The 26,430-nt window shown below is 52.7% G+C and carries 26 protein-coding genes and 1 pseudogene; 14 read left to right on the top strand and 13 right to left on the bottom strand.

Annotated features, from left to right (window positions below):
- Positions 1 to 86: 86 nt before the first annotated feature.
- From ACMYSP_RS07055 to ACMYSP_RS07045, 3 genes are read right to left on the bottom strand one after another with little or no spacing between them, the layout of a single operon-like run.
- Positions 87 to 482, bottom strand: coding sequence for a hypothetical protein (locus ACMYSP_RS07055; protein WP_434586137.1), 396 nt, complete (start codon positions 480 to 482; stop codon positions 87 to 89).
- On the bottom strand, positions 460 to 873 hold the full coding sequence (locus ACMYSP_RS07050) for a polymorphic toxin type 44 domain-containing protein (protein WP_434586136.1): 414 nt from the start codon (positions 871 to 873) through the stop codon (positions 460 to 462). The genes ACMYSP_RS07055 and ACMYSP_RS07050 overlap by 23 nt, the downstream gene beginning before the upstream one ends.
- Positions 870 to 1,361: an Hcp family type VI secretion system effector gene (locus ACMYSP_RS07045; RefSeq protein WP_434586135.1), complete on the bottom strand. Its 492-nt coding sequence runs from the start codon at positions 1,359 to 1,361 to the stop codon at positions 870 to 872. Before ACMYSP_RS07045 ends, ACMYSP_RS07050 begins: the two co-directional genes overlap by 4 nt.
- A gap of 672 nt (positions 1,362 to 2,033) precedes the next feature.
- Here ACMYSP_RS07045 and ACMYSP_RS07040 point away from each other — a divergent pair.
- Positions 2,034 to 2,291, top strand: coding sequence for a hypothetical protein (locus ACMYSP_RS07040; RefSeq protein WP_434586134.1), 258 nt, complete (start codon positions 2,034 to 2,036; stop codon positions 2,289 to 2,291).
- Positions 2,288 to 2,503, top strand: a complete 216-nt coding sequence (locus ACMYSP_RS07035) for a hypothetical protein (RefSeq protein ID WP_123755717.1) — start codon at positions 2,288 to 2,290, stop codon at positions 2,501 to 2,503. Before ACMYSP_RS07040 ends, ACMYSP_RS07035 begins: the two co-directional genes overlap by 4 nt.
- Positions 2,504 to 2,636: 133 nt before the next feature.
- On the opposite strand, the gene ACMYSP_RS07030 is transcribed toward ACMYSP_RS07035, so the two are convergent.
- On the bottom strand, positions 2,637 to 4,064 hold the full coding sequence (locus ACMYSP_RS07030) for a PLP-dependent aminotransferase family protein (protein WP_434586133.1): 1,428 nt from the start codon (positions 4,062 to 4,064) through the stop codon (positions 2,637 to 2,639).
- Between the two features lie 87 nt (positions 4,065 to 4,151).
- Here ACMYSP_RS07030 and ACMYSP_RS07025 point away from each other — a divergent pair, with 87 nt between their 5' ends.
- Positions 4,152 to 4,766, top strand: a complete 615-nt coding sequence (locus tag ACMYSP_RS07025) for a YczE/YyaS/YitT family protein (protein ID WP_434586132.1) — start codon at positions 4,152 to 4,154, stop codon at positions 4,764 to 4,766.
- A 31-nt stretch (positions 4,767 to 4,797) separates the two neighbouring features.
- Here ACMYSP_RS07025 and ACMYSP_RS07020 read toward each other — a convergent pair whose 3' ends face one another.
- Positions 4,798 to 6,366 carry an EAL domain-containing protein gene (locus ACMYSP_RS07020; RefSeq protein ID WP_434586131.1) on the bottom strand — a complete coding sequence of 523 codons (1,569 nt, stop codon included), beginning with the start codon at positions 6,364 to 6,366 and terminating at the stop codon, positions 4,798 to 4,800.
- Positions 6,367 to 6,626: 260 nt separating this feature from the next.
- Positions 6,627 to 7,736 (bottom strand): ABC transporter ATP-binding protein, encoded by a 1,110-nt coding sequence (locus ACMYSP_RS07015; RefSeq protein WP_434586130.1) that lies wholly within the window; start codon positions 7,734 to 7,736, stop codon positions 6,627 to 6,629.
- Positions 7,737 to 8,089: 353 nt separating this feature from the next.
- Here ACMYSP_RS07015 and ACMYSP_RS07010 point away from each other — a divergent pair, with 353 nt between their 5' ends.
- The 6 genes from ACMYSP_RS07010 (at position 8,090) to ACMYSP_RS06985 (ending at position 15,282) form a co-directional block, all read left to right on the top strand.
- Positions 8,090 to 9,322, top strand: a complete 1,233-nt coding sequence (locus ACMYSP_RS07010) for a maltodextrin ABC transporter substrate-binding protein (RefSeq protein WP_434586129.1) — start codon at positions 8,090 to 8,092, stop codon at positions 9,320 to 9,322.
- 111 nt (positions 9,323 to 9,433) lie between these two features.
- Positions 9,434 to 10,741, top strand: a complete 1,308-nt coding sequence (locus tag ACMYSP_RS07005) for a carbohydrate ABC transporter permease (RefSeq protein WP_123755723.1) — start codon at positions 9,434 to 9,436, stop codon at positions 10,739 to 10,741.
- Between the two features lie 10 nt (positions 10,742 to 10,751).
- The gene (locus ACMYSP_RS07000) at positions 10,752 to 11,603 is read left to right on the top strand and encodes a sugar ABC transporter permease (RefSeq protein WP_434586128.1); all 852 of its coding nucleotides are present in this window, start codon (positions 10,752 to 10,754) and stop codon (positions 11,601 to 11,603) included.
- Between the two features lie 4 nt (positions 11,604 to 11,607).
- Positions 11,608 to 12,810, top strand: a complete 1,203-nt coding sequence (locus tag ACMYSP_RS06995; RefSeq protein ID WP_434586127.1) for a glycoside hydrolase family 53 protein — start codon at positions 11,608 to 11,610, stop codon at positions 12,808 to 12,810.
- Positions 12,811 to 12,841: 31 nt separating this feature from the next.
- The gene (locus tag ACMYSP_RS06990; RefSeq protein WP_434586126.1) at positions 12,842 to 14,899 is read left to right on the top strand and encodes a beta-galactosidase; all 2,058 of its coding nucleotides are present in this window, start codon (positions 12,842 to 12,844) and stop codon (positions 14,897 to 14,899) included.
- A 68-nt stretch (positions 14,900 to 14,967) separates the two neighbouring features.
- Positions 14,968 to 15,282, top strand: coding sequence for a glucose PTS transporter subunit EIIB (locus tag ACMYSP_RS06985; protein ID WP_434586125.1), 315 nt, complete (start codon positions 14,968 to 14,970; stop codon positions 15,280 to 15,282).
- Between the two features lie 166 nt (positions 15,283 to 15,448).
- Here the strand turns inward: ACMYSP_RS06985 and ACMYSP_RS06980 are convergent, their stop codons facing one another.
- Positions 15,449 to 16,720 (bottom strand): maltoporin, encoded by a 1,272-nt coding sequence (locus ACMYSP_RS06980; RefSeq protein WP_123755728.1) that lies wholly within the window; start codon positions 16,718 to 16,720, stop codon positions 15,449 to 15,451.
- A gap of 269 nt (positions 16,721 to 16,989) precedes the next feature.
- Here ACMYSP_RS06980 and ACMYSP_RS06975 point away from each other — a divergent pair, with 269 nt between their 5' ends.
- The 3 genes from ACMYSP_RS06975 (at position 16,990) to ykgO (ending at position 18,620) form a co-directional block, all read left to right on the top strand.
- Positions 16,990 to 18,063, top strand: coding sequence for a LacI family DNA-binding transcriptional regulator (locus tag ACMYSP_RS06975; RefSeq protein ID WP_434586124.1), 1,074 nt, complete (start codon positions 16,990 to 16,992; stop codon positions 18,061 to 18,063).
- Positions 18,064 to 18,216: 153 nt separating this feature from the next.
- A complete protein-coding gene (locus ACMYSP_RS06970) occupies positions 18,217 to 18,477 on the top strand; it encodes a type B 50S ribosomal protein L31 (protein WP_123755730.1) in 261 nt (86 codons plus the stop codon).
- Between the two features lie 2 nt (positions 18,478 to 18,479).
- Positions 18,480 to 18,620, top strand: a complete 141-nt coding sequence (ykgO, locus tag ACMYSP_RS06965; RefSeq protein ID WP_003859006.1) for a type B 50S ribosomal protein L36 — start codon at positions 18,480 to 18,482, stop codon at positions 18,618 to 18,620.
- Here the strand turns inward: ykgO and ACMYSP_RS06960 are convergent.
- Positions 18,617 to 19,327 carry a GNAT family N-acetyltransferase gene (locus ACMYSP_RS06960; protein ID WP_434586123.1) on the bottom strand — a complete coding sequence of 237 codons (711 nt, stop codon included), beginning with the start codon at positions 19,325 to 19,327 and terminating at the stop codon, positions 18,617 to 18,619. The two genes, ykgO and ACMYSP_RS06960, sit on opposite strands and share 4 nt — an antisense overlap.
- A 100-nt stretch (positions 19,328 to 19,427) precedes the next feature.
- Between ACMYSP_RS06960 and ACMYSP_RS06955 the strand changes: the two genes are divergently transcribed.
- On the top strand, positions 19,428 to 20,885 hold the full coding sequence (locus tag ACMYSP_RS06955; RefSeq protein ID WP_434586122.1) for a PLP-dependent aminotransferase family protein: 1,458 nt from the start codon (positions 19,428 to 19,430) through the stop codon (positions 20,883 to 20,885).
- Here the strand turns inward: ACMYSP_RS06955 and ACMYSP_RS06950 are convergent.
- Positions 20,854 to 21,324: a YlaC family protein gene (locus tag ACMYSP_RS06950; RefSeq protein ID WP_123755733.1), complete on the bottom strand. Its 471-nt coding sequence runs from the start codon at positions 21,322 to 21,324 to the stop codon at positions 20,854 to 20,856. The two genes, ACMYSP_RS06955 and ACMYSP_RS06950, sit on opposite strands and share 32 nt — an antisense overlap.
- Before the next feature lie 33 nt (positions 21,325 to 21,357).
- Here ACMYSP_RS06950 and ACMYSP_RS06945 point away from each other — a divergent pair.
- Positions 21,358 to 21,456 (top strand): annotated as a pseudogene (locus ACMYSP_RS06945) (hypothetical protein); the annotation flags it as partial.
- Here the strand turns inward: ACMYSP_RS06945 and maa are convergent.
- From maa to acrB, 4 genes are all read right to left on the bottom strand, one after another.
- Entirely contained in the window at positions 21,428 to 21,994 is a 567-nt protein-coding gene (maa, locus tag ACMYSP_RS06940) for a maltose O-acetyltransferase (RefSeq protein ID WP_434586121.1), read from the bottom strand. The pseudogene ACMYSP_RS06945 and the gene maa overlap by 29 nt on opposite strands.
- Positions 21,995 to 22,143: 149 nt before the next feature.
- Positions 22,144 to 22,362, bottom strand: coding sequence for an HHA domain-containing protein (locus tag ACMYSP_RS06935; protein ID WP_004858783.1), 219 nt, complete (start codon positions 22,360 to 22,362; stop codon positions 22,144 to 22,146).
- A 26-nt stretch (positions 22,363 to 22,388) separates the two neighbouring features.
- The gene (tomB, locus tag ACMYSP_RS06930; RefSeq protein WP_434586120.1) at positions 22,389 to 22,763 is read right to left on the bottom strand and encodes an Hha toxicity modulator TomB; all 375 of its coding nucleotides are present in this window, start codon (positions 22,761 to 22,763) and stop codon (positions 22,389 to 22,391) included.
- Between the two features lie 517 nt (positions 22,764 to 23,280).
- On the bottom strand, positions 23,281 to 26,427 hold the full coding sequence (gene acrB / locus ACMYSP_RS06925) for a multidrug efflux RND transporter permease subunit AcrB (RefSeq protein ID WP_434586119.1): 3,147 nt from the start codon (positions 26,425 to 26,427) through the stop codon (positions 23,281 to 23,283).
- Positions 26,428 to 26,430: the final 3 nt, after the last annotated feature.

Below are 26,430 nucleotides of genomic sequence, written 5' to 3'. Positions count from 1 at the left end.
AATGTCATATCTTATACTTTTCTGTCACAGGATCTGGCTCTCAATTTCGTGCTGAAAGTTGATGGGGTGTTATCTCTTCTATGCCCTTAAAATGGTGAAGCATTCAGGTAGATTGTCGTTGAGTAGCTCACCCCATTGGTGAAGCGGTACACGTCGCCTTTTACATCCAGATGAATACCACTATCAATTATATCAATCTTTGTGTTTCCATCAGATGTTGATAAGAAGGGCTGATATTTATCCCCTATATCTTTCAGGAAAGCCTCTTTTGTGACTTCTGCAGGGACTAAATAAAACTGGTACACAAATTTCGTCGTCGCACCCGCGCTACCCTCAGTGACGTAGAGCGACACTTTAGTGTTAACTTTCTCAACCTTGTAAACAGTCTGGTCGATTGGTGAGTTGAGTACCTTGTATGCACTGTAGCAAGCCACAATAAGCAACAGCACCACAACCCACTTAAAAACCTGAACGTTTCGCATAGTCTATCCCTGCTCTGATCCAGGTCTGGTCTTGGGGATCATCACCATATGAGTCTGGACCTGGATAATCTGCAAACTCAGGGCGGCTGGTACCGGCGAGAATTTGCGCTGCGCCTGCACCACGTAGCAAGACCTGATCCGGAATACCCGCTGCTGCTCCAACCGCACCATAGTTAAAGTTACCAAAGGCTGCGTATTTACTGCCACGCTGCTTATAGTCCCACGGCCCATGATTCCTTACCTGATAGTAAAACCAAACATAGGTTAGGGCTGAAGGCCCACGATGAAAACGCGCCATCATCATGTTATTAACGACATTTACACCTGGCGGGGTGATAGCGGAGATATCATACGGTGGGTGAGGGTTTGCGGCTAGCGTGGGATATCTCATGCTTGTGCTCGTTCATTCCAGCAATCGGTGAACATAATATTGCCGTCGCAGTGCTTCCAGGTGATCTTCTCATAGCGGAACTCAACACATTCAAGGTGGTTATGCTTTTCTTTGCTCGCATCTTTGGTGTCGTGCATTACAGGAGAAACACCAACAATCCTCACACCTTCAAGCAGCATGTTGAAATATTCCGCTTCCTGCCCAGCATCGTTGATCTTGTACCATTTGAACTCAGCAGACTTTAGCGTTTGACCTGTGGCAACCGCTTTGTAGAGGTAAGGTGAGGAACTATCAAATTCCTTTTGGATAATTAGCGCGGAGTGTTTGCGAGTCCCCGTGATCTTCCCGGTCATTGGGTCTGTTGGGATGTTCAGGCTGTGGGAGAAACCGTTGACCTCAATGCTGCCGTCACGGTCTTGGACGTCTACGGACCCCTTGATATCCGCGCCACCGTCATCTTTAAGCCATAGGTAAGCTGGAATAGCCATTTTCTCTTTTTCCTCATGTTGTAATGAAAAGCCACAGGGAAAGTGTACCTACTGAAGGGGGAGTGGTAAATGAAAAAAAATGAATAAAATCATCAATTTAGTTTTTATTAGGTTTGAATTAAGTGGTTCTTACTTTTGCTGCCCAGTTAGTGGGTTCAGCTGCTCTCTCAGCTCATGAAGAACAGTAAAAAATTTGGTGAGAGCAGTTATTCGCTTCAATGCTTTTGAGTACATTGAAATGCAGGGTTTTTATTCGAGAAGTCTTGGCCGGCAGGGCCCGCCCCCACCCAATTCTGGGGATCCTCGCTGTTTTTTTCATTTTCATTCAACGATAGCCGAACGCCACAACAACGCACGGTTTACGCCCCTTTTTTTGCAGTACGATGCCGGTGAACATGGGCCTGCAACGCTTTCCGTTTCCCGATCCCCCCTCTGCTTCTGTGCTATTATCGCTAACTATTACTTCTAAACAGCACTAATTTTTATTCTTTAAAGCTATATGTAATATTTCTGCAATGTTATTGAAATATTAATGTCATTTTTATGACACAAATAACAGGCAAATTAATTGTGCTAATTACTACCAGGTAACAAGTCTGAAATATATGTCTGGATCGGTTTGTTAACTTCGTGTATTAATTATTGTAAATTTTTTGCACGGGAAGCATGGCGATGACCACAGTTGTATTAAACGTAAAAATTGATGCAGAGTTAAAAGAAAAGCTGCGTCATTACGCGGAAGTAAATAACGAGAACCTGGGTACTGCAACGGAGAAACTGCTGCTGCTGGCTTTCCAAATAGCAGATTCGGCAGACGAGGCGGGGGTTTCGGAAGAAGATATTGATAGTCAGCATACCGAAGAAGAAACTTCTCCATTAACCCCTAAAGAAATCAAAGCGTTAAGAAAAATTCTGAAGAAGAAAAAATGAAACAACAACTCTCTACAGCCAGCAACTATAGCGAAGCCTGCGACATGTTACGTTCGGGGTATGTTAAGCATGTTCGCCTCAACTGGAATATCGGTAGTGATGAGTTTTTTCGCATTGCCTCCGACTGGTGTGACACCGGAGCAAAAATTAAAAAAGATGAAGACGGGTTTATTATCTCGTTAAAAAGTTTTCCTATTCCACGCCAGCATTAATGACATTCATTCATCGGTGTCATCGGGCTGACACATAGTCCTGACATGATGAAGTGCAATTTATAAAAAACATCTCAAATGCGTCATGGATGATGACTTTTTGACGGGCTGATGCCAGCCCGTCGATATTTTATTATATTATTTTCCGCATTCTTGAATTTTCATTCTGTTGTGAAATCCCAGCCCACAATGGCTGCAGCGTCGTAAAGGCACTGCGCAACTCCTCATCCGCCAGGGTGAAAGGCAAACGCAAATAACGATCGAAGGCACCCGCCAGACCGAAACGCGTGCCGGTACCAATATGAATCCCATGACTTTCTGCCCTCGCTGAGAACAGCGTCGCCAGCATTCCCGGTAATTCTACCCAAAATGACAGCCCGCCTTCCGGTGATGAAAAGCGCCACTGTGGGAAGAACTCTGTCATCAGCGCGCTGCACATATCACGGCGTGCGGCGAGCATCTCCCGACGTGCGGGCAGCAACGTTTTCTCATGTTCCAGCAACCAGCTACAGGCCAGTTGCTCAAGCAACGGCGTACCGAGGTCGAGCGAATCACGGGCCTGCATTAACGAGGCGATGGTTCGTGAAGAGGCGCGGATCCAGCCAATACGTAATCCTCCCCAGAAACTTTTTCCGGCAGAACCAATGGTAATCACCGGTGCATCAGGGTTGAAGGTCGCTAGCGGCGGGGGTGGCGGCGCGTTATACCACAAATCGACCATCGTCTCGTCGACGACCAACGTGGTGCGCGTTTGTGCCGCGATATCGGCGACCCGCTGACGGGTGGCGTTGTCCATGCAGCGACCGGTGGGATTGTGAAAATCTGGCATTAGCCAGGCCAGGCGGGGGGCCGTTTGGGCAATGGTCGCCGCCAGGCCATCGCAGTCCCAGCCTTGCTGCGGCAGAGCGACGCCGACCGGCCGACAGGAAGCACCCTGAATGGCGCTGATAGCCATGGGATAGGTTGGGGCATCGACCACAACCCGGTCGCCTGGCCCGGTCAGCAGCCGTAAAACCAGCGCAAAAGCGCTCAATGCACCGTTAACGATCATCACTTCATCGCTGCGAGTGGGAAGCCCTCGCTCGCCGTAGCGGCGGGCTATGGCCTCACGCAAAACCTGTAATCCGTGCTGATCGTAACCGGTATTCGTGAGGTACTGTGGCATCACGGTTAATGCCTGTTGGTAAGCCTGATGGATCTCCGGCCCGGCGCTCAAGGCGGCGGTTGCCAGATTTATCGATGACGGACGGAAGGCCACATCTCCTGCTGCGCCCGAACGTTCCGGTAGCGCAATGCGCGAACCGCTACCCTGACGGCTGTAAAGATAACCTTCCTCACGCAGCTGACCCAGCGCACTGGCAACGGTGGTGCGGCTGACGTTCAGGGCGCTGGCTAGCTCCCGTTCGCCGGGCAGGCGCGTTTCGAGGGTCAGGCGACCATCGAGGATCAGCAGGCGCAGGGCTTCCGCCAACTGGCGCCAGAGCGGCGTGCGGCCAGAAGGCGCCTGCCAGTGGCCCAGTAGACGAACCAGAGATTGCGTACCAAAGCGACGAGAAACCATAGCGATCCACTTTTCTAAAACTGGCCATTAATTATCAATCCATTTTTATCGATGATGGGGTTGTCCGCAATCATCCAGAGGTAAAAAATGTTACGTCGATTAGTGCAGCTTTATGTCGGTCTGGTCCTGTACGGCGTGTCGACCGCGTTGTTTGTTCATGCCAATCTCGGCGCTGACCCGTGGGATGTGTTTCATCTTGGCATCGGTAAGCAGCTTGGTCTCGATTTTGGCACGGTGATGATTCTGACCGGCGCCGCGGTGCTGCTGTTGTGGATCCCGTTGCGCCAGATGCCGGGGCTCGGGACCATCAGCAATGTCATCGTGCTGGGGCTGGCGGCCAACGCCACGCTCGCCGTTCTACCGCCGCTGGATTCGCTGGTGGTGCGCAGCCTGATGCTGGTCGGCGCTATCGTCATGAATGCCCTGGCGACCGGAATGTATATTGGTGCTGGTTTTGGTCCCGGACCCCGTGATGGGCTGATGACTGGCTTACATGCTCGTACCGGCTGGTCTTTACGTGGGATCCGCACGGCGATTGAGGTGTCGGTGCTGGTGATTGGTTGGGCGCTGGGTGGGACTTTCGGGGTCGGAACCGTGCTGTATGCCTTAACGATCGGCCCGCTGATTCAGCTGTGTCTGCCGTGGTTCCGTCAGCCGGTACAGACAGAACCGGCGGTCAGTCGTGGCGAAGTGGCCTCTTGATATGAGGCCACTGTCGGGAAAGGTAATGACCTCAGGGGAATCGGCACATTTTGAGGTTATTTTCCGCCCACTGGATAAACTCATCTTTCGGTAATGCCGGGCTGTACAACCAGCCCTGCGCATAGAGCACATCGTGCTCGCACAACCAGTCCCGCTGGCTTTGGGTTTCAACACCTTCGGCAATGGTCACCAGGTTAAGGGCTTTTGCCATCTTGATAATATGCGGCGTGAGCGGTTTGTACTCGAGGGCGTCGACGAAGGATTTATCAATTTTCAGCGTATCGACATCCAGTTTTTGCAGATAGCTCAGGCTGGAATAGCCGGTGCCAAAATCATCGATCGACACGCTGTGTCCCACCTGACGATAGCGGGCGATCACCGGCAGAGTGGTGGCGGGATCGATGAAGCCGCGTTCCGTCAGCTCAAGGGCGATTTGTGCCGGGGTAATTTTCCATTGTTCAAGCTGCTGCTGCATCAGTTTGGGCAGCCTTGGGGAGCGCAAATCATCCACCGAAAGATTGATTGAGATGTGGAGGTCCGGTTGATTATGCAGCCATGACCCCAGGTCGGTAAAAATCTTGCGGACGATATCTTCCGTTAAATGGGTGATCAGCCCGGTCTGTTCGGCAAGAGGAATAAAAATGTCCGGCGATAAAAAACTGCCGTCGGGCTGTTGCCAGCGGGCCAGCGCTTCGGCCCCAACGATTTTGCCATCCTTCAGCGAGACTATGGGCTGGTAATGGACCCGAATTGCGTCTGAGTGGAGCGCATCCAGCATGCCATAGCGCGGTGAGCGCAGGGTACGCAGCAGCCGTAGCAGCAAAAATGAGGTCAGCAGACTGATAAACAGACCAAGAGGCAGCCACAACATCAGCTGATGGCGAAATTTTTCCTGCAGCGGCAGCGTGGATGACCAGGTCGCGATAGCCAGCCCCAGTTCGGGAATACGGTGAAGGCGATAAACGGTATCGTCTAAGGTGAGCGTCTGGCTGTCGAGCTTCCAGATTCGCTCCCAGACTATCGGATCGAGGGGTTCGCTGCTGGTAATAATCTGCTTGAATTTAATGCCGAACAGGATTGCATGAATATTTTCCTGACCGAGCGGAATGATATCGATAAATGAGGCAGGGTCGATCATCACGATATGATGCTTACTGCCTAACGCCGTCATCTTGTGCTTCAGACCGATGTCGCTCACCGAGGTGAGCCAGGCGCGATAGCCGTCGGCGGTGATATGATCGGGTTCAGGGAAGGTGACAGGCGTACTGTGATCTTCAAGAGAAGAGCATTGCGGAATCGAATCCTTTACCCACAGGACTTCCTGTACATAACGATGGGTATAGGCGATGCGGCGCATGGCGAGCAGGTGCTGTGGACTGCAGGTTACAGCACTTTGGGTATCAGCTTCCTGCAGCGCTTCTCTTGCCTGATTTGCTACCTGTTGAATACGCGCCACGACCCGCGAAGAGTAGTTATCCAGTTCGGTATAAAACAGCATTTTTGCCTGGTTTGTCGCCAGCCAGATGCTTAAGGCTATTGGCACAATGACGGCAAGTATCAACACCCCGGTAACCAGACTCACCAGATTCCGGGTCGTCATGTGCATATCCTTATATTATGGGGGGTTTGTTGAGTATATCCGATAGTTGAGAAAGCTCGCAGACGAGACGTTATTTTTATTGTATTTAAAAAATGCCCGAATCACGTATGACGATGATATCGGGCAAACAGTGGATGATCCGTAGCGTTAGAGGCAATGAGCGATACGGAATAAAACGAGGGCTGTGGCTGGCATATTGGCAGCCTTCGCTACCAGCATCCGACATCAGTATAAAAGCGGTTCATGACAACCAGATGTTGTTAATGCGCATCCGGGGCCGTGATATCAGCACTGATCCGCTGATTGCTTTCATCAAAGACCATACAGAAGCGGTCGTCGAACGATACGTCGATTTTCTGCCACGGGCGGAAATGCACGTCGCCGGGCAGCAAAATTTTGACGTTGTCATGGCCGTAACACTGGCCGAACAGATAGGTGTTATTCCCCAGACGTTCCACCACTTCGCATTGAAACTCCACCACCGTGCCGCTGCGCACGTCGGTTGACAGGTGTTCAGGGCGGATCCCCAGGGTCACCGCATCGCCAGCTGTTAACGGCGTGGTGGTGATGTTTAGCGTCAGGCTGTGCTGTTGCGCCATCTGTACGGTGAGCTGCCCGGGCTGCCAGGCGGTCACGGTGGCGGGTAAGAAGTTCATCTTGGGTGAGCCGATAAAGCCGGCGACAAACTTATTGACCGGGTTGTAGTACAGCGACATCGGTGAGCCCATCTGCTCGACTTTCCCGTAATTCATTACCACGATTTTATCGGCCAGGGTCATGGCTTCAACCTGGTCGTGAGTGACATACACCATCGTGGTTTTCAGTTCATGGTGCAGTTTGGCAATGTGCAGGCGCATTTCGACGCGCAGTTCAGCATCGAGGTTAGAGAGCGGCTCATCAAACATGAAGACGCGTGGGTTGCGCACGATGGCGCGCCCGATCGCCACACGCTGACGCTGGCCGCCTGAGAGCTGCTTGGGTTTGCGATCCAGCAGGTGAGTTAACTGGAGCGTTTTGGCGACCATTTCGACCTGACGACGGATCTCATCTTTAGGGACTTTATTGACCTTCAGGCCATAGCCCATGTTTTCAGCCACGGTCATGTGCGGGTAGAGCGCGTAAGACTGGAAGACCATTGCCACACCGCGATGGGCAGGCACCACGTCGTTCATGACTTCATCGCCAATCAATACTTCACCATCGCTGACATCTTCGAGCCCGGCGATCATGCGCAGCAGGGTCGATTTCCCGCAGCCTGACGGCCCGACAAAGACTGCAAATTCACCGTCTTCGATATCAAGATTGACCTGGTGCAGCGTCACGGTGTCACCAAACCGTTTGGTGACATTCCTCAGTCGTATATTGGACATCAACATTCCCCGGGGTTAGTAATCGTTATATGCCGTTGGGAGTAGGGTTGCAGCAGTGATTGTATTACGTGTAACAATCTGACTGAACTATGCTCAACAGCGCTGAAATCATGTGACGACTATAACTTCCAGCATTTTCGTGCCCTACACCGATGTTTCATTTCTGCAATCATGATCACACAACTGGTAGCTTTAGGTGGTTTTGTTCGCACTCAAAGCGTAGCGTATAACAAATCATGAAAATCTGATTATGTCGCTGTAAACCGCCATTTATGAACAGATTCAGGAATGTTGATAAGTGGCAATGTCGAATAAAAACCAATAAATTGTTATACCTTCACATGAGGTTGATAATGAAAAAGAACACTCTTGCTGCGCTTATCCTCACTACGCTGGCCGCCGGACAGCTCGTCAGCCTGCAGGCTCAGGCCGCCGGACAACTGAACGTCTGGGAAGACATTAAAAAATCCGACGGCATTAAAGCCGCGGTAAGCGATTTTGAAAAACAGTACGACGTTAAGGTCAATCTGCAGGAGATGCCGTATGCGCAGCAGCTGGAAAAACTGCGCCTTGATGGCCCTGCGGGTATTGGTCCGGACGTTCTGGTCATCCCTAACGACCAGCTGGGTGGCGCGGTAGTGCAGGGGCTGTTGTCGCCGCTGACGCTGGCGGCGGACAAGCAGGAGGTCTTTACCCCGGCTTCGATTAACGCCTTCCGGATGGATAACGTGTTGTACGGCGTGCCGAAAGCGGTGGAAACCCTGGTGCTGATTTACAACAAAGACCTGATCGACAAGCCGCTGGACAGCCTGCAGGCGTGGTTTGACTATTCGAAAGCGCAGCGGGCGCAGAACAAATATGGCCTGCTGGCGAAGTTCGATCAGATCTATTACAGCTGGGGCGCCATTGGCCCGATGGGCGGCTATATCTTTGGTAAAAACGACAAGGGTGGATTTAATCCGCAGGACGTCGGTCTGAATAAACCTGGCGCGGTTGAAGCCGTCACCTTCCTGAAAAAATTCTACAGCGAAAAAGTCTTCCCGGCCGGGATCCTCGGCGATAACGGGCTGAACGCCATCGATTCCTTATTCACCGAGAAGAAAGCCGCGGCGGTCATCAACGGTCCGTGGGCTTTCCAGCCGTATGAAGCCGCGGGGATTAACTACGGCGTCGCACCGCTGCCGACGCTGCCTGACGGCAAGCCGATGAGCTCGTTCCTCGGTGTTAAAGGCTATGTGGTTTCGACCTGGAGCAAAGACAAAGCGCTGGCCCAGCAGTTTATCGAATTTATCAACCAGCCTCAGTACGTGAAGGCGCGCTATGTGGCGACCGGCGAGATCCCAGCCCTGAAAGCGATGATTGACGATCCGCTGATCAAGAATGACGAGAAAGCCAGTGCGGTCGCGGTGCAGTCCGCACGCGCCACGGCGATGCCGGGCATTCCGGAAATGGGCGAAGTGTGGGGGCCGGCAAATGCCGCGCTGGAGCTGAGCCTGACCGGAAAACAGGATCCGAAAGCGGCGCTCGATAATGCCGAAAAACAGATCAAGATGCAGATCGAGGCTATGCAGGCCAGCAACCAGTAATCGCGATGTTGGTCATTTACCGGTGACAGGCGTGAGCCTGTTTTCCGGAACATCAGGGCTTAGAGGTAAAGAAACGGGGGGCGCTCCTCCCGTTTTCAGAAGGAGTGGTGTGTGATTATCAATCCCAGCGAAAATATTGCCGAAGCACGCGGTGCAGGGCGCCATGCGTGGTGCAGTCTGCTGCTGGCTATCGTACCGGGTTTTGGCCAGTTTTATCACCGCCAGTGGCTGAAGGGGCTTGTCTTCCTGGTGCTGCTGAGCAGTTTCATGGGAATTTTTTATGACTTCCTGCAGGAAGGTCTGTGGGGGCTTTATACCCTAGGCGAAGAAGTGCCGCGGGATAACTCTATTTTCCTGCTGGCGGAAGGGATCATCAGCGTGCTGATCGTCGCTTTCGGTCTGCTGGTCTATTACCTTTCACTGCGCGATGCCTGGGTTAACGGTAAAAAACGCGATGAAGGTGTGGCCCTGAACAGCGTACGTAAACAGTACCAAATGCTGTTAAACGCTGGCTTCCCTTATCTGATGATTAGTCCCGGCTTTATTCTGCTGGTCTTCGTCGTCATTTTCCCCATTCTGTTTGGTTTTGCTATCGCCTTTACGAACTACAACCTGTACCACACGCCGCCGGCGAAGCTGGTGGACTGGGTTGGTTTTAAGAACTTCGTGAATATTTTCACACTCTCTATCTGGCGCTCGACCTTCTTTGACGTCCTGCAGTGGACGGTGGTGTGGACGCTGCTGGCGACGACCCTGCAGTGCACCGTCGGCGTGCTGCTAGCGATCCTCGTGAACCAGAAAGACCTGCGTTTTAAGCCGATGATTCGCACCATTTTTATCCTGCCGTGGGCGGTTCCGGGCTTTGTCACCATTCTGGTGTTCGCGGGGATGTTCAACGATTCGTTCGGGGTGATTAACAACGCGATTCTGTCGTTCTTTGGCATTGGACCGAAGGCGTGGCTGACCGATCCGTTCTGGACCAAAACAGCGCTGATCATGATGCAAACCTGGTTAGGATTCCCGTTTGTGTTCGCCATGACGACCGGTGTATTGCAGGCGATCCCTGACGATCTGTATGAAGCCGCAACCATGGACGGCGCCAGCGCCTGGACGCGTCTGCGGACGATTACCCTGCCGCTGGTGCTGTACTCGATTGCGCCGATCATCATCACCCAGTACACCTTCAACTTTAACAACTTCAACATTATCTATTTGTTCAACAACGGTGGGCCAGCGGTGGCGGGTTCGAACGCCGGCGGGACGGATATTCTGGTGTCGTGGATCTACAAGCTGACGATGTCCTCTTCGCAATATGCCATTGCGGCAACCATTACTATTCTGCTGTCGATTTTTGTCGTCGGCCTGGCGTTGTGGCAGTTCCGCGCCACCAAATCCTTCAAAAACGACGACATGGCGTAAGGGAAGTCACATGGCTAAATCACCCAGTATTAAACGCGAAAAGTGGATCCGCCTGTCACTCACCTGGCTGATTGTTATTCTGGTCTCGGTGGTGATTATTTATCCGCTTATCTGGACGGTCGGGGCGTCGCTGAATGCCGGAAACAGCCTGCTCAGCACCTCGATTATTCCTGAGAATCTGTCATTCCAGCACTATGCCGACCTGTTCAACGGTAATGTGAACTACCTGACCTGGTACTGGAACTCGATGAAAATCAGCTTCATGACCATGGCGCTCACCTTAATCAGCGTCAGCTTTACCGCCTACGCCTTCTCTCGTTTTCGGTTTAAAGGGCGACAGAACGGGCTGATGCTGTTTCTGTTGTTGCAGATGATCCCGCAGTTCTCTGCGCTGATTGCGATCTTCGTGCTCTCGCAGCTGCTGGGGCTGATCAACAGCCACCTGGCGCTGGTGCTGATCTACGTGGGCGGCATGATCCCGATGAACACCTGGCTGATGAAGGGCTATCTCGATGCGATCCCGAAAGATCTGGATGAGTCAGCGCGTATGGATGGTGCCAGCAGCTTCCGTATCTTCTTTGAGATAATCATGCCGCTGTCAAAACCGATCCTTGCGGTGGTGGCGCTGTTCTCCTTCACCGGCCCGCTGGGCGACTTTATTTTGTCGAGCACCATTTTGCGTACGCCAGACAAATACACGTTGCCGATCGGTCTTTACAACCTGGTCGCGCAAAAAATGGGCGCCAGCTACACCACCTATGCAGCAGGGGCGGTGCTGATTGCCGTTCCGGTCGCGATTCTCTATCTGGCATTACAAAAATACTTTGTTTCCGGCCTGACCGCTGGCAGTACAAAAGGATAACCCCATGAAAAGATTAACACCCGCTGTGCTTGCTGTTTGTCTGGCATGCAGTTTTTCCCCCGCTGTGCTGGCCGCGGAAGCACTGCAAACGCGTGCATTTAACGCGATGCCTGCAGACTTTATCAAAGGTGCGGATATCTCCACGTTGCTGGACGCCGAAAAGCACGGCGCCAAATTTTATAACCACAACAACCAGCTACAGGATCCTATCGCCATCCTGAAAGCCGATGGCGTGAACTATGTACGCCTGCGCCTGTGGGTCGATCCGAAAGATGCTCAGGGTCAGGGCTATGGCGGTGGCGATAACGATCTGGCGGCAACCCTGGCGCTGGCTAAACGGGCAAAAGCGCAGGGCATGAAGCTGTTGCTGGACTTCCACTACAGCGATTTCTGGACCGATCCAGGTAAACAGTACAAACCCAAAGCATGGGAGAAAATGGATTACCCGCAGCTGAAAACGGCGATCCACGACTACACCCGCGACACCATCGCCCGCTTTAAGCAGGAAGGTGTGTTGCCGGATATGGTGCAAATCGGGAATGAGATCAACGGCGGCATGCTGTGGCCAGAAGGCAAAAGCTGGGGGCAGGGCGGCGGCGAATTTGACCGCCTGGCAGGATTGCTGAATGCGGCAATCGACGGGTTGAAAGAGAACCTCAAGCAGGGTGAGCAGGTGAAAATCATGCTGCATCTGGCGGAAGGAACCAAGAACGATACCTTCCGCTGGTGGTTCGATGAAATCAGCAAGCGCAATGTGCCCTACGACATTATTGGCCTGTCGATGTACACCTACTGGAACGGTCCGATTAGCGCGCTGAAAGCGAATATGGATGATATCAGCAAGCGCTATAACAAAGATGTTATTGTCGTGGAGGCGGCCTACGCCTATACCCTGGAAAATTGCGATAACGCAGAAAATAGTTTCCAGGCGAAAGAAGAAAAAGATGGCGGTTATCCAGCAACGATTCAGGGGCAATATAATTATATTCACGACCTGATGCAGGCCGTTATCGATGTTCCTGAACATCGCGGTAAAGGTATTTTTTATTGGGAGCCGACCTGGATTGCGGTGCCTGGAAATACCTGGGCCACTCCGGCGGGCATGAAATATATCCATGATGAATGGAAGCAGGGAAATGCCCGGGAAAACCAGGCGCTATTTGATTGCCAGGGAAAAGTCTTGCCATCGGCGAAAGTCTTTAATTAATCGTAAAGTTTGACATTTCAGGATATTTATTATGAATAAGTTTTCGCCTTTGAGCCCAAAGGTCAACGCGCTATTGCATGGTGCTGACTATAACCCAGAGCAGTGGGAGAATTACCCCGATATTATCGAGAAAGATATTGCCATGATGCAGCAGGCTAACTGTAATGTCATGTCGGTGGGGATTTTCAGCTGGGCCAAACTTGAACCTCAGGAAGGCGTATTTGAATTTGGCTGGCTGGACAGCATTCTGGATAAGCTGTATGCCGCCGGGATTCACGTTTTTCTGGCGACGCCGAGCGGCGCCCGCCCGGCGTGGATGTCGCAGGCTTACCCGCAGGTGCTGCGGGTGGGACGCGACCGCGTACCGGCGCTGCATGGGGGACGGCATAATCACTGCATGACTTCGTCGGTTTATCGGGACAAGATTTTTAAAATCAATAGCCTGCTGGCAGAGCGGTATTCACAGCATCCGGCCGTACTGGGATGGCATATCTCCAATGAATATGGTGGCGAATGCCATTGCGATCGCTGTCAGGCGCGCTTTCGCGACTGGCTGAAAGAACGTTATCAGACGCTCGATAACCTTAACCATGCGTGGTGGAGTACATTCTGGAGCCACACCTATAGCGACTGGTCACAAATTGAATCTCCGGCGCCGCAGGGGGAAGTCTCGATTCACGGGCTGAATCTCGACTGGCGTCGCTTTAACACGGCGCAGGTCACCGATTTTTGCCGTCATGAAATTGCTCCGCTGAAGGCAGCGAATGCCGACCTGCCGGTGACCACCAACTTCATGGAGTATTTCTACGATTACGACTACTGGCAGCTGGCGCAGGCGCTGGACTTCATTTCCTGGGATAGCTACCCGATGTGGCATCGTGACAAAGATGAAACCGCGCTGGCCTGCTATACCGCGATGTATCACGACATGATGCGCAGCCTGAAAGGCGGCAAGCCGTTCGTCCTGATGGAGTCAACGCCCGGAGCCACCAACTGGCAGCCGACCAGTAAGCTGAAAAAACCGGGGATGCATATTCTCTCCTCTATGCAGGCGGTGGCGCACGGGGCCGATTCGGTACAGTACTTCCAGTGGCGCAAAAGCCGCGGCTCGGTGGAGAAATTCCACGGTGCGGTCATTGACCATGTCGGTCACCTGGACACCCGTATCGGCCGCGAGGTTAGCAAGCTGGGCGAGATGCTCAGTCGCTTACCGGGTGTAGTGGGCTGTCGCACTGAAGCGAAAGTGGCCATCGTTTTCGATCAGCAAAACCGCTGGGCGCTGGATGATGCTCAGGGGCCGCGTAATCTCGGCATGGAGTATGAAAATACCGTCAATGAACACTACCGGCCCTTCTGGGAGCAGGGGATCGCGGTCGATGTCATTGATGCGGATGGCGATCTCAGCGCCTATCAGCTGGTGATTGCGCCGATGCTGTATATGGTTCGCGATGGCTTTGCTGAACGGGCCGAGGCTTTTGTCGCTAATGGCGGGCATCTGGTGACCACCTACTGGACGGGAGTGGTGAATGAATCTGACCTTTGCCATCTTGGCGGTTTCCCGGGGCCTCTGCGCAACCTGCTGGGCATTTGGGCGGAAGAAATTGACTGCCTCAACGATGGCGAGCGTAACCTGGTGCAGGGCCTGGCCGGTAACGAAGGAGGCCTGCAAGGGCCATATCAGGTACGGCATCTGTGTGAACTGATTCATGCCGAAAGCGCACAGCCGCTGGCGACCTACCGGGATGATTTCTACGCGGGACGCCCGGCGGTCACCGTGAATCACTTTGGTAAAGGCAAAGCCTGGCATGTGGCATCACGTAACGATCTGGCCTTCCAGCGTGATTTCTTTGCCACCATCAGTAAAGAGCTGGCGCTGCCGCGGGCCATCGATAGCGAGCTTCCGCCGGCGGTAGTGGCGACGGCGCGCACCGATGGCGAAACGACCTACGTGTTCCTGCAAAACTATAGTGCGCAGCAGCACAGCGTCACCCTGCCGCAGGGCTACCAGGACAGTCTGACCGGCGCCGATATCACTGCGCCACTGACTTTAACCCCCTGGGATTGCCGTGTCCTCAGTCGTAAAGCGTAATTGCGCTTTCTCCGAACCTGCTCCTGGGAGCAGGTTTTTTTTTATCTGTACTTAATCAGGAGTGAACTATGGTGAGCTTAAAATCCTTTCTGCATTATTTCTCCGCACCTCGTCAGCCGGTGCCGTTGAATGACGCCGAGAAACAGCAAATACAGGGGTTAATTCAGGCCTTCGGCGGAGAGGAGAATATCGTGAATGTCGATGCCTGTATTACCCGTTTGCGGGTCACGGTGAATAACCTGGCAACGGTCGACTCTCAGGCTTTACAACAGCAGGGGGCCTTAGGGGTTATTATTCTCGGGCAACAGGTTCATGCTATTTTTGGCAAGCAATCGGATGCCCTGCGTCAATTGCTGGATGAGCATTTTACCAGCCGTAAATAAAGAAAAAGGGATAACTCAATCGCTGAGTTATCCCAAAATAAAAGCAATATTCCCGTCATGCTACAAATTACATTATTCCGGGCAATAGCAATGGCAATAATCATTACCGGAGGGTAATTACGACCTTACAGTGGAGATAATACAGGTACAAAAATTAATAGAACGATTACCACCAGGCCTCGACCTGGACCCCGAAGTTCCACGTATTGCTGGCAGTTTGATCTTCAAACGGTTTACCGTTCTCGGAATCATTAAGGTACGAGGCGAAAATACGTAATTCCGGGCGTGACATAAAGTCCGGACCATCTGCCAGACCCAGTGCAATTGTGTATTTCTCACCGGCTTGCTTGTAAGAGGTATTGTTCTTGTAGCTGTCTTTCTGGTAGAAACCACCCACTTCGCCAATCAGACGCACATAGTCTGTGAACTGATACTGGCCACGCGCAACGAGCGAGAATAGACGCGTTTTATCGGTGTAGTCGGTGATGTCGTCAGCAGAACCCCAGGTCAGTACATGGTTAATCGAGAATTTTTCGGTGATTGGGATCAGGCCGGTGTTGATGACGCGATAGCCGGTGGCATCGTTGACCTCGTTCCACATGTCATACCAACCGCCGCCCTGGGAGACCATATTCTGTGCCAGCCCTTTGTTCGCGTACTGCAGCACCAGTTTGTTGTAGCCGCCCAGCATATCCTGGCTGATTTCACCGGTCAGCATCACGCCGTTATCAGCATCGTACAGCCCGCCGTAGCTATCCTGCTTCTTGGTGGTGTTAGGCATGGCGTAGTCGATACCGAACTCCGTCCATGAACCAGACCACGGCTTCCAGCCTGCATAGCGCAGGTCGATATAGTTAATATTGACGTCGTTGTCGCCGTCGACGCGATAATCGACATCGTTGGCGTCACCGCGGATCCAGGCCAGAGAAACGGCACCCGGGCCTACGGTGTAGTTTTCGATACCGGCACCGGAGCCGGAGATGTTCCAGTATTTGGTATCAATGATGTGCAGATCGTGACGTTGATAGTAGCGTTTACCGCCCCAGATGACCGCATTAGGATCGCCAGGGATCAGGCCTTTGATCTGCAGGTTTAACTGACGCAGGCCAAATTCCGCGTCGTCATTGAGGGTCGATTCGTTATCGTTAGACCCGTCAGAAACCATGCTGACCATGCTGTCGAGATAGAAGCTGACATCGTCCTTTTTGTACACCTCTGAACCCAACTCCAGCTCGCCATAGGTATCGGATTCGTTACCCAGACGGCCAATTTTATTCTTTTGCCATTCGGCCTGGCTACCGTCACCGGAGACCCCAACTCCGGCTCGCAGATAACCATGAAAATCAATGCCAGGAACAGAGGCGGAAGCGGCCAGCACGGAGGGAGAAACCAGTGCAGCAGCTAACGCAACAGAAAGGGCGCGCAGCGTAGTGTTCATGTCAATCCTCTTATTGTTTTGTATTACGTTCACATTAACGCTGTCATGAAATGCCTAAATGTAAATCAAGGCAAATGAACGATCGCGATTGTGTGATAAACTGCAAATAAAATGGCGTAAATTGTTACGGTTGGTGAGAGTATTCACAATTTGCTGTGTTGTGAGCGTCATACTTTTCGTGTCTAATTATCGCAATGGAATGTTGAGAAGAGCGTTTTTTCAAATGGCCCCTGTTACAATCCAGGGATAACAACATAAGGAACCGGACCATGAAGTCTAAAAGCGCAACGTTAGAAGACGTCGCTCGTCATGCGGGCGTCTCTTATCAGACCGTGTCCAGGGTGCTGAATAAATCTGCCAATGTATCTGAAGCCACACGGCACAAGGTGGAGAAATCCATTGAGTTGCTGCGGTATGTCCCGAACCGCCTCGCACAACAGCTGGTGGGTAAGCAGAGCCGAACGGTAGGGCTGGTGACGATTTCACTCTCCCTGCACGCCCCTTCACAGGTCGCCGCGGCGGTAAAACGCTATGCGAATGTCGAAGGTTATCAGGTGCTGATTTCGATGATTGATGAGAGCGTCAATCAAAGTATCCAGGAATCCATCAATGAGCTGAAGTCTCAGCTGGTTGATAAGGTCATTATCAACGTGCCCCTGGAGACCGAAGAGGCCCAGAAAATCGCGGCTGACAACGATGACATCGTCTGTCTTTTCCTCGATGTTGACCCTTACAGTTCGGTGTTTAACGTTTCGTTTAACCCGGCCGATGGCACCCGTGCGAGCGTCAAATATCTGTTTGAGATGGGGCATCGGGATATTGCGTTGCTGGCAGGCCCGGAGAGCTCGGTATCGGCAACGCTGCGCCTGAAAAGCTGGATGGAGACCCTGGAAGGATATGGTTTGCAGCCGGTCACGGTAATTCGCGGTAACTGGGATGCGCAGAGCGGCTATGCCGGGGCGTTACAGATGCTGCGTGAGACGCCGAAATTCTCGGCAGTACTGGTAGGAAATGACCAGATGGCGCTGGGCGTGCTGAGCGCGTTCCATCAGCATCAGGTACCGATCCCAGGTGAAAAATCGGTAATTGGCTACGATGATACCTACGAAAGCTCCTTCTTCTATCCGGCGCTGACGACGGTTTCCCTGGACCTCGATTTGCAAGGCAAAGAGGCCGTGCGCCGTCTTCTCGATAGCGGGGATAGCGATACATCGCATACCTCGTCGATTTTGCCTGCCAGACTGGTGGTGCGTCACTCTACCGGGCCGAAAACCGAGCAGGGGAAAAACCTGCAGGCTATTGCCGAACAACTGCGCGCACTTGCTCATCAGCTCAATCCGTAATCCGCCACGGGCGGCCCACGCCGCCTGTTATTCTGTCTTCTGGTTCTGCTTTCCTGGTTTTGACTTGCTATTCCATGAACTTTTCAGGGTTGATCTTTGCGTTGGTGCGGCGTAACCTTGCTGTTATGTTATAACATATCTAGTGGGGTTAACATGAAAGCCAATATCCACCCGCATTACCGTACCGTGGTGTTCCACGACACCAGCGTGAATGAATATTTTAAAGTGGGATCGACGATCAAGACCGAGCGTGTGATTGAACTGGAAGGGGTGACCTATCCCTATGTCACCCTGGATGTGTCGTCAAAATCGCACCCGTATTACACCGGTAAACAGAAAGCCTTCAACAACGAAGGCAGTACGGCGCGTTTCCGCCAGCGTTTCGGCGGTTTTATTGATGCGAAAAGGAACTAACGATGCAGGTACTCAACTCGCTGCGTAGCGCCAAACAGCGCCACCCGGACTGCCAGATTGTGAAACGCAAAGGGCGGCTGTACGTGATATGTAAGAGCAACCCTCGCTTTAAAGCCGTACAGGGGCGCAAAAAGCGGCGTTAATCTTCCAGCGCGCGGAAATTCTCCAGCGTATGGCGCTGTTGGCCATCGGCACTAAAATTCTCGCTGGCCAGCCACTGTTGCATCGCCTTATCCACCTGCGGCCACTCGCCGTCGATTATCGAGAACCAGTCGGTATCGCGGTTGTGGCCCTTTATCACCAACGCCTGACGAAAGCGTCCCTCGAAATGAAACCCCAGCCGCAGCGCCGCCCGGCGTGAAGGTTCGTTCAGGCTGTTGCATTTCCATTCATAACGACGATAGCCGAGCGTATCGAAGGCGTAGCGCATCAGCAGCCAGTGGGCTTCCGTTGCCATGACCGTCCGGCTGAGCAGCGGTGAGAAATGCACATGCCCGACTTCAACCACGCCATGATTCGCATCGATACGCATCAGCGCCAGCGAGCCAACCGGCTGGTTGGTCTGCCGATCGATCACCGCAAAATGCATGGGATCGCGGAGATTCTCCACGCTGGCAACCCAGGCGCTATATTCCTCCACGCTGCTGTCCGGCTCGCGCAGCAGCCAGGTCCAGCTGCGGGTATCCGGAGCCAGTTGATGTGCGGCAAAGAGTGCACCGGCATGAGCGGTAGTCAGCGGTTCAAGGTGGCAGTTGCGGCCCTGTAGAACGAGGCGCTCCGGGTAAGGGCGTGGTTGCCAGTCGGGCAAGGCTTCGCCAACGGGTTGACCGAATGCGTTTTGCTGATTCATGGGATTTCCTTGTCTGGATGAGTAGGGTGAGACTACGGTTTTACTGGTTCCATAAAAAGAGCCATCAGAGTATGTTTTGATGGTGCCACGAGGAGCCGCGATGAATATCCCTGACGATGCCTTTTTCACCCTGCTGGAACACTCCCTCAACCGCCGGAGCCACGGAACCCTCCAGCGCACGCTTTATCACGCGCTGCGCGAGGCGATTCTGCAGGGCTCTCTGGTGGGGGGAAGTCGTCTACCCGGTTCGCGGACCATTGCTGAACGACTTAATCTGTCGCGTAATACCATCAACGCAGCGCTGGATCAGTTGGCAATGGAGGGTTATCTGTCACGTAGTCGTCAGGGCACCTGGGTGGCGAGGCAGCTTTCTGCTGGTGAGAGCGAAGGACCACCTTGTGCTATTGCGCTGCCGGAGAGGCTGCTGGCGTTGCCAGCGGGGACCCGCCGGGATTCACCCGTGCTGGCGTTTACCCCTGGTACGCCAGCGATAAACTATTTCCCCTTGCCCGTCTGGCGGCGGCTACTCGACCGGGTGCTACGGGAAGAGGGCTATGCGCTGCTGGGGTATGGCGATGCGGCGGGCGATCCTGCGTTGCGGGAGGCTATTGTGCGCCATCTGGCGCTGTCACGTGGGATCCGCTGTGATGCCCGGCAGGTGGTGATCACCGAAGGCGCGCTTGAAGGCGTGAGCATTTGTACGCATCTGCTGAGCGTGGCGGGTGATACCGCGTGGGTCGAAGAGCCGGGTTATCCTGGGGCGAAGAGCGTATTTCTGAAGGCCGGACTGCGTATCAAAGGGATACCGGTTGATAGCGAAGGGATGTGCCCGGATACTAACGCCAGTACGACGCCGCGCCTGATTTTCACCTCGCCTTCACACCAGTATCCTTGTGGAGCAGTCATGAGCGCGCGACGGCGTCTGGCGCTGCTGGACTATGCCCGGCAGCACGATGCGTGGATTATTGAAGATGATTACGATAGCGAGTTTCGCTACAGCGGTGAGCCGATTCAGGCGATGTCAGGCATGCTAAAGCAGGCACCGGTGGTCTATCTCGGTACCTTCAGCAAAACGCTGTTCCCGGCACTGCGTGTCGGTTTCGTGGTGATGCCTCCTGCGCTGGCGGAAGCGGCACAGGGAATCGTCGGGTCGCTGCTACGCGGCGGCCACCGCGCCGAGCAGCGTGCTCTGGCGTTGTTTATTGAAGAGGGGCACTACGCCCGTCATCTGGCGGCGATGCGTCGGCTGTATCGTGGGCGGCAGCTGCAGTTGCGAGAGGCCCTTGAGACGGAGCTTACCCAACCCTGTGAGATTCTGGGCGGGGAGGGCGGTTTGCATTTGACGGTGGCCATCGACGGGATTGACGATGGCGCGATAGTTGAGAAGGCGCGGCAGTTTCAGCAGGCACCGGCGGCGCTAAGTCGCTTTTACCTTAATGCCGCACAGGCGCGAAGTGGGTTGGTGCTGGGGTACGGTAATACCTCTGCCTCGCACTTTGGCCCGGCGATCCGGACGTTAAATCGTCTTATTGTGCAGTCCCGACGCGGGTCAGGCTGAAGACATCGTAAAACGATAGCTCACCTTTGGTGGCGACCATTTTCTCAAGCTGGCTTTTCTGCTCGCCGGCAACGCGGGGCGATTGCAGAATGCGTTCAATCAGCTGTTGCGGTACGTAACGCGTGTTATACCATTCGCCGTTGTAACAAACGCGAAAATCCAGGACATCGATATCTTCGTAGCGATAGCGCGGGTAGACGTCGAAAAAGAAGAAACCGTTGAGCAGGACAAACAGCACAACCAGCAACCAGACGGAATCTGCCAGCGTTTCTGAACGCCACATGACCACGAAGGTCGCCAGGAAGGCGGCGTACATCGCGACGAACAGCCACGGATGGTTGCGGATAAAACTGATACTAAAGCGCGGACGGTTGTCACGCTTCTCTTGCGCATTGAGTTCATCAATGGTGTTGGTCAGCAGTTGCTGTATTTCTGTCATTTTGCTCCCCGGTTCTGCTTCATAACGCGCTAGCCTGAAGGCTATTTTATGTTGCAGTAATCTCTCGGGAAAGTAACAGATCAGTTGCAGAAAAGCATAACAGTTACGATTTTTGCGCTGTCAGCATCTTGATGATTTGCGCCGGGTTGCCACCGACGACGGCGTAAGCCGGAACATCTTTCACCACCACGGCACCGGAGGCGATAACCGCGTTGTCGCCAATCGTCACGCCGGGATTAATCACCGCCCGTCCACCAATCCAGACATTATGGCCGATCGTCACGGGTTTGCCGTATTCTTTGCCGCTGTTGCGTTCATCCGCATCCAGTGGATGCGTGGCGGTATAGATATGGACGCCGGGCGCCAGCATGCAATTATTACCGATATGAATCGGGCAAACGTCGAGCATCACGCAGTCAAAATTGGCGTAAAAATTGGTGCCGAGGAATATATTGTAACCATAATCACAGCGGAAAGTGGGTTCAATATAGGCGTCATGATCCCTGCCAAATAGCTCGGTAAGGCATGTTGCCCGCCATTCACGTTCATCGGGTGCCGAATGGTTGTAGCGATGCAGTAATTGCCTGGCGTGCAGGCGATCGGCTCGTAACGTTGCGTCTCCTGGCTGATACAACTCGCCAGCGATCATTTTGCGTTTTTCTTCACTCATGGTGCTTTCCTTAATGAAATGGGCACCATAATATAAAAAAAGAGACCGGTTTCATAAGTGTTATTAATGACTTATGCGAGAGATATCACAATTAAACCCTGCGTCAGAGGGGCAATTCAATTAACCTGCGTATTTATACGTAAAATGAATTAACGAATGAATTTCCACACAGATGTTGGGATTTTGTCGTAAAGCTTATTCATGGTCAATTCCGCAAGACGATGGTCGGCCGCTGAGTAAAATACAGCCAGTTCGTTATCGGAAAGTTCATATTTGTTTTTTTCAATTACGCGTTCCAGCGTATCAATTGTCTGACAGCGACGTAAGCGCATCAAATAGTCTGTTTTGGTTAATGGTTCACCAGACATAAAATCACCTTTAGATTGTAATAATACTAACAAGAAAGACTTGCCGGGTTCTCCCGGCTGGCATTCACGAAACAACGGAATAACCGATTCCCCGATTTACGCCATTTCTGGAGATCGCCCGTGTTAATGCCATAACTACTGAACAACATAAACGTGTCATCCAGGTATTCGTCCAGCTGAGCAATCAGTTTATTATCCTCAGCGTACTTAATTTTATAATTAAGCGCGAACGTGGCGATGTGTTCGATCAATTCATTAATCTGAAGATTGACAGCCGACGTCGGGTCATTCACCCAGCCGTGGTTGATCTCTTCCAGGTTTGCAAGGCAGTCATGATACAGGGTTTCGCAGAGAAATCGAAGTTGCGCGATATCATGTCTTTTTGGCGAGTATTCGTCCATAACGCATCCCCTTATGAGTGGTTTAAACGACGACCAGCAAGCACCGTTGTGGGATGAACACGACTAACAGACCTGACACATACATTGTAATCCTGTTGTTTTAACTATAATCCACTCTTAAAAAGATTTCACCGTGCTATTACGAAAAATTACAATTATCGCGGTTAATTTATCTTAAAAATATCCGAATTTATTATTACAGCATCCGGTCTGGGGTCTGCAGTGGGCAGCAAGGCTTTTGGGTCATTGATTTATCTAATGATTTCCCGCAGTCACAAGACTATCCGGAACGAATTCAGGGTTAAGAATATTCTTATCTCTGATAAGCCTGGAAAAGAAAAATCCGAATGGAATAAAGCAAAGCTTATCGCAAGAAATTGTATATCAGAATGTAAAATAAACCGTGGCATTGCGTGCGCTTTAATATAGGGCAGCGATCTTGCTGACTCAATGAGTCGGGAAGTGCTCTGAAACACATAAAAAAAGGGCCGCATGTGCGGCCCTTAGTCATGGGAGATTAATGATGCTCAACCGGATGGCTGTGCTCAATGTCTTCTGTTTTCTTACTGAAGCGGCGGCGAACCACCACGAAGAACACAGGAACAAAGAAGATTGCCAGTACCGTCGCGGTCACCATCCCGCCCATTACGCCCGTACCTACGGCGTTCTGTGCACCGGAGCCTGCGCCGGAACTGATAACCAGCGGCATAACCCCGAGGATAAATGCCAGTGAGGTCATCAGGATAGGGCGCAGACGCATACGTACCGCTTCCAGCGTCGCCTCTATCAGACCTTTGCCTTCTTTATCCATCAGATCTTTGGCGAATTCGACGATAAGTATCGCGTTCTTCGCCGACAAGCCAATGGTTGTCAGCAGGCCCACCTGGAAGTAAACGTCGTTTGTCAGGCCACGGAACGTTGCCGCCAGCAGGGCGCCGATGACCCCCAGTGGCACAACCAGCATAACCGAGAACGGTATCGACCAGCTTTCATACAGTGCTGCCAGACAGAGGAATACCACGATAAGTGAAATGGCATACAGCGCTGGCGCCTGGTTACCGGACAGACGTTCCTGATAGGACATACCGGTCCAGTCATAGCCAATACCCGAAGGCAGTTTGCTGGCCAGCTCTTCCATCATGGTCATCGCTTCACCGGTACTTCTACCCGGTGCCGCCTGACCGAGGATTTCCATCGATGGCAGACCGTTATAGCGTTCCAGACGAGGTGAACCGTACTCCCAATGAGACGTTGAGAAGGCCGAGAACGGCACCATCTGCCCGTCACTACCGCGTACGTACCAGTTGCCAATATCTTCTGGCAGCATACGGTATTTCGCTTCGGACATGACGTACACTTTCTTCACACGACCGCGGTCGATGAAGTCGTTGACATAGCTACCGCCCCAGGCCGCGCCCAGTGTGGTATTGATGTCACTGATAGATACGCCCAGCGCCTGCGCTTTCTCCTGATCGATATCCACCTTGAACTGCGGTGTATCTTCCAGACCGTTCGGACGCACGCCGACCAGCAGATCAGGGTGCTTCGCCACTTCGCCAAACAACTGGTTACGTGCCTGGGTCAGTTTTTCATGTCCCAAACCGCCCTGGTCGATCAGCTGGAAGTCGAAGCCGGTTGCCGTACCCAGTTCCACGATAGCCGGCAGGTTAAAGGCGAAGACCATCGCATCTTTAATCTGCGAGAAACGGGCCATTGCACGACCGGTAATCGCTTCAACCTTGTTCTCTTTACCTGGACGTTCACTCCAGTCTTTCAGCGAGACGAACGCAATACCGGTGTTCTGACCACGACCAGCGAAGCCGAAGCCGTTAACGGCAAACACCGACTCAACGTTGTCTTTTTCTTTGGTGAGATAGTAGTCCGTCATCTCATCGAGCACTTTCTGCGTACGTTCCTGCGTCGCGCCAGCCGGAAGCTGCGCCATGCTCAGGAATACGCCCTGATCTTCATCAGGTAAGAACGAGCTTGGCAGACGAACGAACAACCACGCCATTCCGACGACGATGATCAGATACAGCACCAGGTAACGACCAGTACTGCGCAGAATGTTACCTACGCTATCGGTGTAGTGGTGCGTGCTCTTATCGAACATGCGGTTAAACCAGCCAAAGAAGCCTTTGTGCTCGCCGTGACCGCCTTTAGCGATAGGTTTCAACATCGTGGCGCACAGCGCCGGGGTCAGGATCAACGCCACCAGTACCGACAGCGCCATCGCGGATACGATAGTGATGGAGAACTGACGGTAAATTGCCCCGGTTGAACCACCGAAGAAGGCCATTGGGATAAATACCGCCGACAGCACCATGGCAATACCCACCAGTGCGCCCTGGATCTGGCCCATGGATTTACGGGTTGCTTCTTTCGGCGGCAGGCCTTCTTCCGCCATCACACGCTCGACGTTTTCGACCACCACGATGGCGTCATCGACGAGCAGACCGATCGCTAGCACCATACCGAACATGGTGAGGGTGTTTATCGAGAAGCCGAAGATGGCGAGGATGGCGAAGGTCCCCAGCAATACGACCGGTACTGCGATGGTTGGAATCAACGTCGCGCGGAAGTTCTGCAGGAACAGATACATCACCAGGAATACCAGGATTATTGCTTCTACCAGCGTTTTCACTACTTCGTGAATAGAGATTTTCACGAACGGCGTGGTGTCATACGGGTAAACAATTTTCAGGCCTGACGGGAAGTACGGCTCCATTTTTGCCAGTTCGGCACGAATGGCATTTGCCGTATCCAGCGCGTTCGCGCCGGTTGCCAGTTTAATACCCAGACCAGAAGCCGGCTGGTTGTTAAACTTCGCTACGATGTCGTAGTTTTCGCCACCCAGCTCAACCTTCGCCACATCACGAAGACGAACCTGCGAACCATCCTGGTTCACTTTCAGCAGAATATTGCTGAATTCGTCAGCGGATTTCAGACGGGTCTGCGCGATGATCGAGGCGTTCAGCTGCTGGCCTTTCACCGGCGGCGTACCACCTAACTGACCGGCTGCAACCTGGGCGTTCTGCGCTTTAATCGCGCTGATCACATCAACCGGCGTCAGCTGGAAGTTGTTCAGTTTGTTCGGATCCATCCAGATACGCATCGCGTACTGGGAACCAAACAGCTGAACGTCACCCACACCAGACGTACGGCTGATCGCATCTTTCATGTTGGCGCCCACGTAGTCGGAAATATCCTCCTGCGTCATGGTGCCGTTGGTGTTGATAACGCCGACAACCATCAGGAAGCTACTGGAGGATTTCTCCACGCTCACACCCTGTTGCTGTACTTCCTGCGGCAGCAGCGGCATGGCGAGCTGCAGTTTGTTCTGCACCTGTACCTGCGCGATATCTGCATCAGTGCCTGACTGGAAGGTCAGGGTTATCTGTACTGTACCGGTTGAGTCACTGTTGGAGGACATGTACATCAGGTTATCGATACCGTTCATGTTCTGTTCGATAACCTGTGTCACGGTGTCCTGCACCGTTTTTGCATCAGCGCCAGGGTAGGTTGCAGTGATCGAAACGGCCGGTGGCGCAATCGTTGGATATTGCGCAACTGGCAGCTTCATGATCGCAAGACCACCCGCTAGCATGATGATAATGGCGATCACCCATGCGAATATGGGGCGATCGATAAAGAAATTAGGCATGTC

This window comes from Klebsiella sp. R390 (assembly GCF_051131745.1).
Classification (GTDB): domain Bacteria; phylum Pseudomonadota; class Gammaproteobacteria; order Enterobacterales; family Enterobacteriaceae; genus Klebsiella.
The sequence above is the reverse complement of the archived record's forward strand: the minus strand, read 5'-3'. Positions and strand labels throughout refer to the sequence as shown.

Bases quoted from the DNA above. Each gene is read 5' to 3' on its own strand.
- ACMYSP_RS07055 (WP_434586137.1), bottom strand. From the start codon at position 482: ATGCGAAACGTTCAGGTTTTTAAGTGGGTTGTGGTGCTGTTGCTTATT.
- ACMYSP_RS07050 (WP_434586136.1), bottom strand. From the start codon at position 873: ATGAGATATCCCACGCTAGCCGCAAACCCTCACCCACCGTATGATATC.
- ACMYSP_RS07045 (WP_434586135.1), bottom strand. From the start codon at position 1,361: ATGGCTATTCCAGCTTACCTATGGCTTAAAGATGACGGTGGCGCGGAT.
- ACMYSP_RS07040 (WP_434586134.1), top strand. From the start codon at position 2,034: ATGACCACAGTTGTATTAAACGTAAAAATTGATGCAGAGTTAAAAGAA.
- ACMYSP_RS07035 (WP_123755717.1), top strand. From the start codon at position 2,288: ATGAAACAACAACTCTCTACAGCCAGCAACTATAGCGAAGCCTGCGAC.
- ACMYSP_RS07030 (WP_434586133.1), bottom strand. From the start codon at position 4,064: ATGGTTTCTCGTCGCTTTGGTACGCAATCTCTGGTTCGTCTACTGGGC.
- ACMYSP_RS07025 (WP_434586132.1), top strand. From the start codon at position 4,152: ATGTTACGTCGATTAGTGCAGCTTTATGTCGGTCTGGTCCTGTACGGC.
- ACMYSP_RS07020 (WP_434586131.1), bottom strand. From the start codon at position 6,366: ATGACGACCCGGAATCTGGTGAGTCTGGTTACCGGGGTGTTGATACTT.
- ACMYSP_RS07015 (WP_434586130.1), bottom strand. From the start codon at position 7,736: ATGTCCAATATACGACTGAGGAATGTCACCAAACGGTTTGGTGACACC.
- ACMYSP_RS07010 (WP_434586129.1), top strand. From the start codon at position 8,090: ATGAAAAAGAACACTCTTGCTGCGCTTATCCTCACTACGCTGGCCGCC.
- ACMYSP_RS07000 (WP_434586128.1), top strand. From the start codon at position 10,752: ATGGCTAAATCACCCAGTATTAAACGCGAAAAGTGGATCCGCCTGTCA.
- ACMYSP_RS06995 (WP_434586127.1), top strand. From the start codon at position 11,608: ATGAAAAGATTAACACCCGCTGTGCTTGCTGTTTGTCTGGCATGCAGT.
- ACMYSP_RS06990 (WP_434586126.1), top strand. From the start codon at position 12,842: ATGAATAAGTTTTCGCCTTTGAGCCCAAAGGTCAACGCGCTATTGCAT.
- ACMYSP_RS06985 (WP_434586125.1), top strand. From the start codon at position 14,968: ATGGTGAGCTTAAAATCCTTTCTGCATTATTTCTCCGCACCTCGTCAG.
- ACMYSP_RS06980 (WP_123755728.1), bottom strand. From the start codon at position 16,720: ATGAACACTACGCTGCGCGCCCTTTCTGTTGCGTTAGCTGCTGCACTG.
- ACMYSP_RS06975 (WP_434586124.1), top strand. From the start codon at position 16,990: ATGAAGTCTAAAAGCGCAACGTTAGAAGACGTCGCTCGTCATGCGGGC.
- ACMYSP_RS06970 (WP_123755730.1), top strand. From the start codon at position 18,217: ATGAAAGCCAATATCCACCCGCATTACCGTACCGTGGTGTTCCACGAC.
- ykgO (WP_003859006.1), top strand. From the start codon at position 18,480: ATGCAGGTACTCAACTCGCTGCGTAGCGCCAAACAGCGCCACCCGGAC.
- ACMYSP_RS06960 (WP_434586123.1), bottom strand. From the start codon at position 19,327: ATGAATCAGCAAAACGCATTCGGTCAACCCGTTGGCGAAGCCTTGCCC.
- ACMYSP_RS06955 (WP_434586122.1), top strand. From the start codon at position 19,428: ATGAATATCCCTGACGATGCCTTTTTCACCCTGCTGGAACACTCCCTC.
- ACMYSP_RS06950 (WP_123755733.1), bottom strand. From the start codon at position 21,324: ATGACAGAAATACAGCAACTGCTGACCAACACCATTGATGAACTCAAT.
- maa (WP_434586121.1), bottom strand. From the start codon at position 21,994: ATGAGTGAAGAAAAACGCAAAATGATCGCTGGCGAGTTGTATCAGCCA.
- ACMYSP_RS06935 (WP_004858783.1), bottom strand. From the start codon at position 22,362: ATGTCTGGTGAACCATTAACCAAAACAGACTATTTGATGCGCTTACGT.
- tomB (WP_434586120.1), bottom strand. From the start codon at position 22,763: ATGGACGAATACTCGCCAAAAAGACATGATATCGCGCAACTTCGATTT.
- acrB (WP_434586119.1), bottom strand. From the start codon at position 26,427: ATGCCTAATTTCTTTATCGATCGCCCCATATTCGCATGGGTGATCGCC.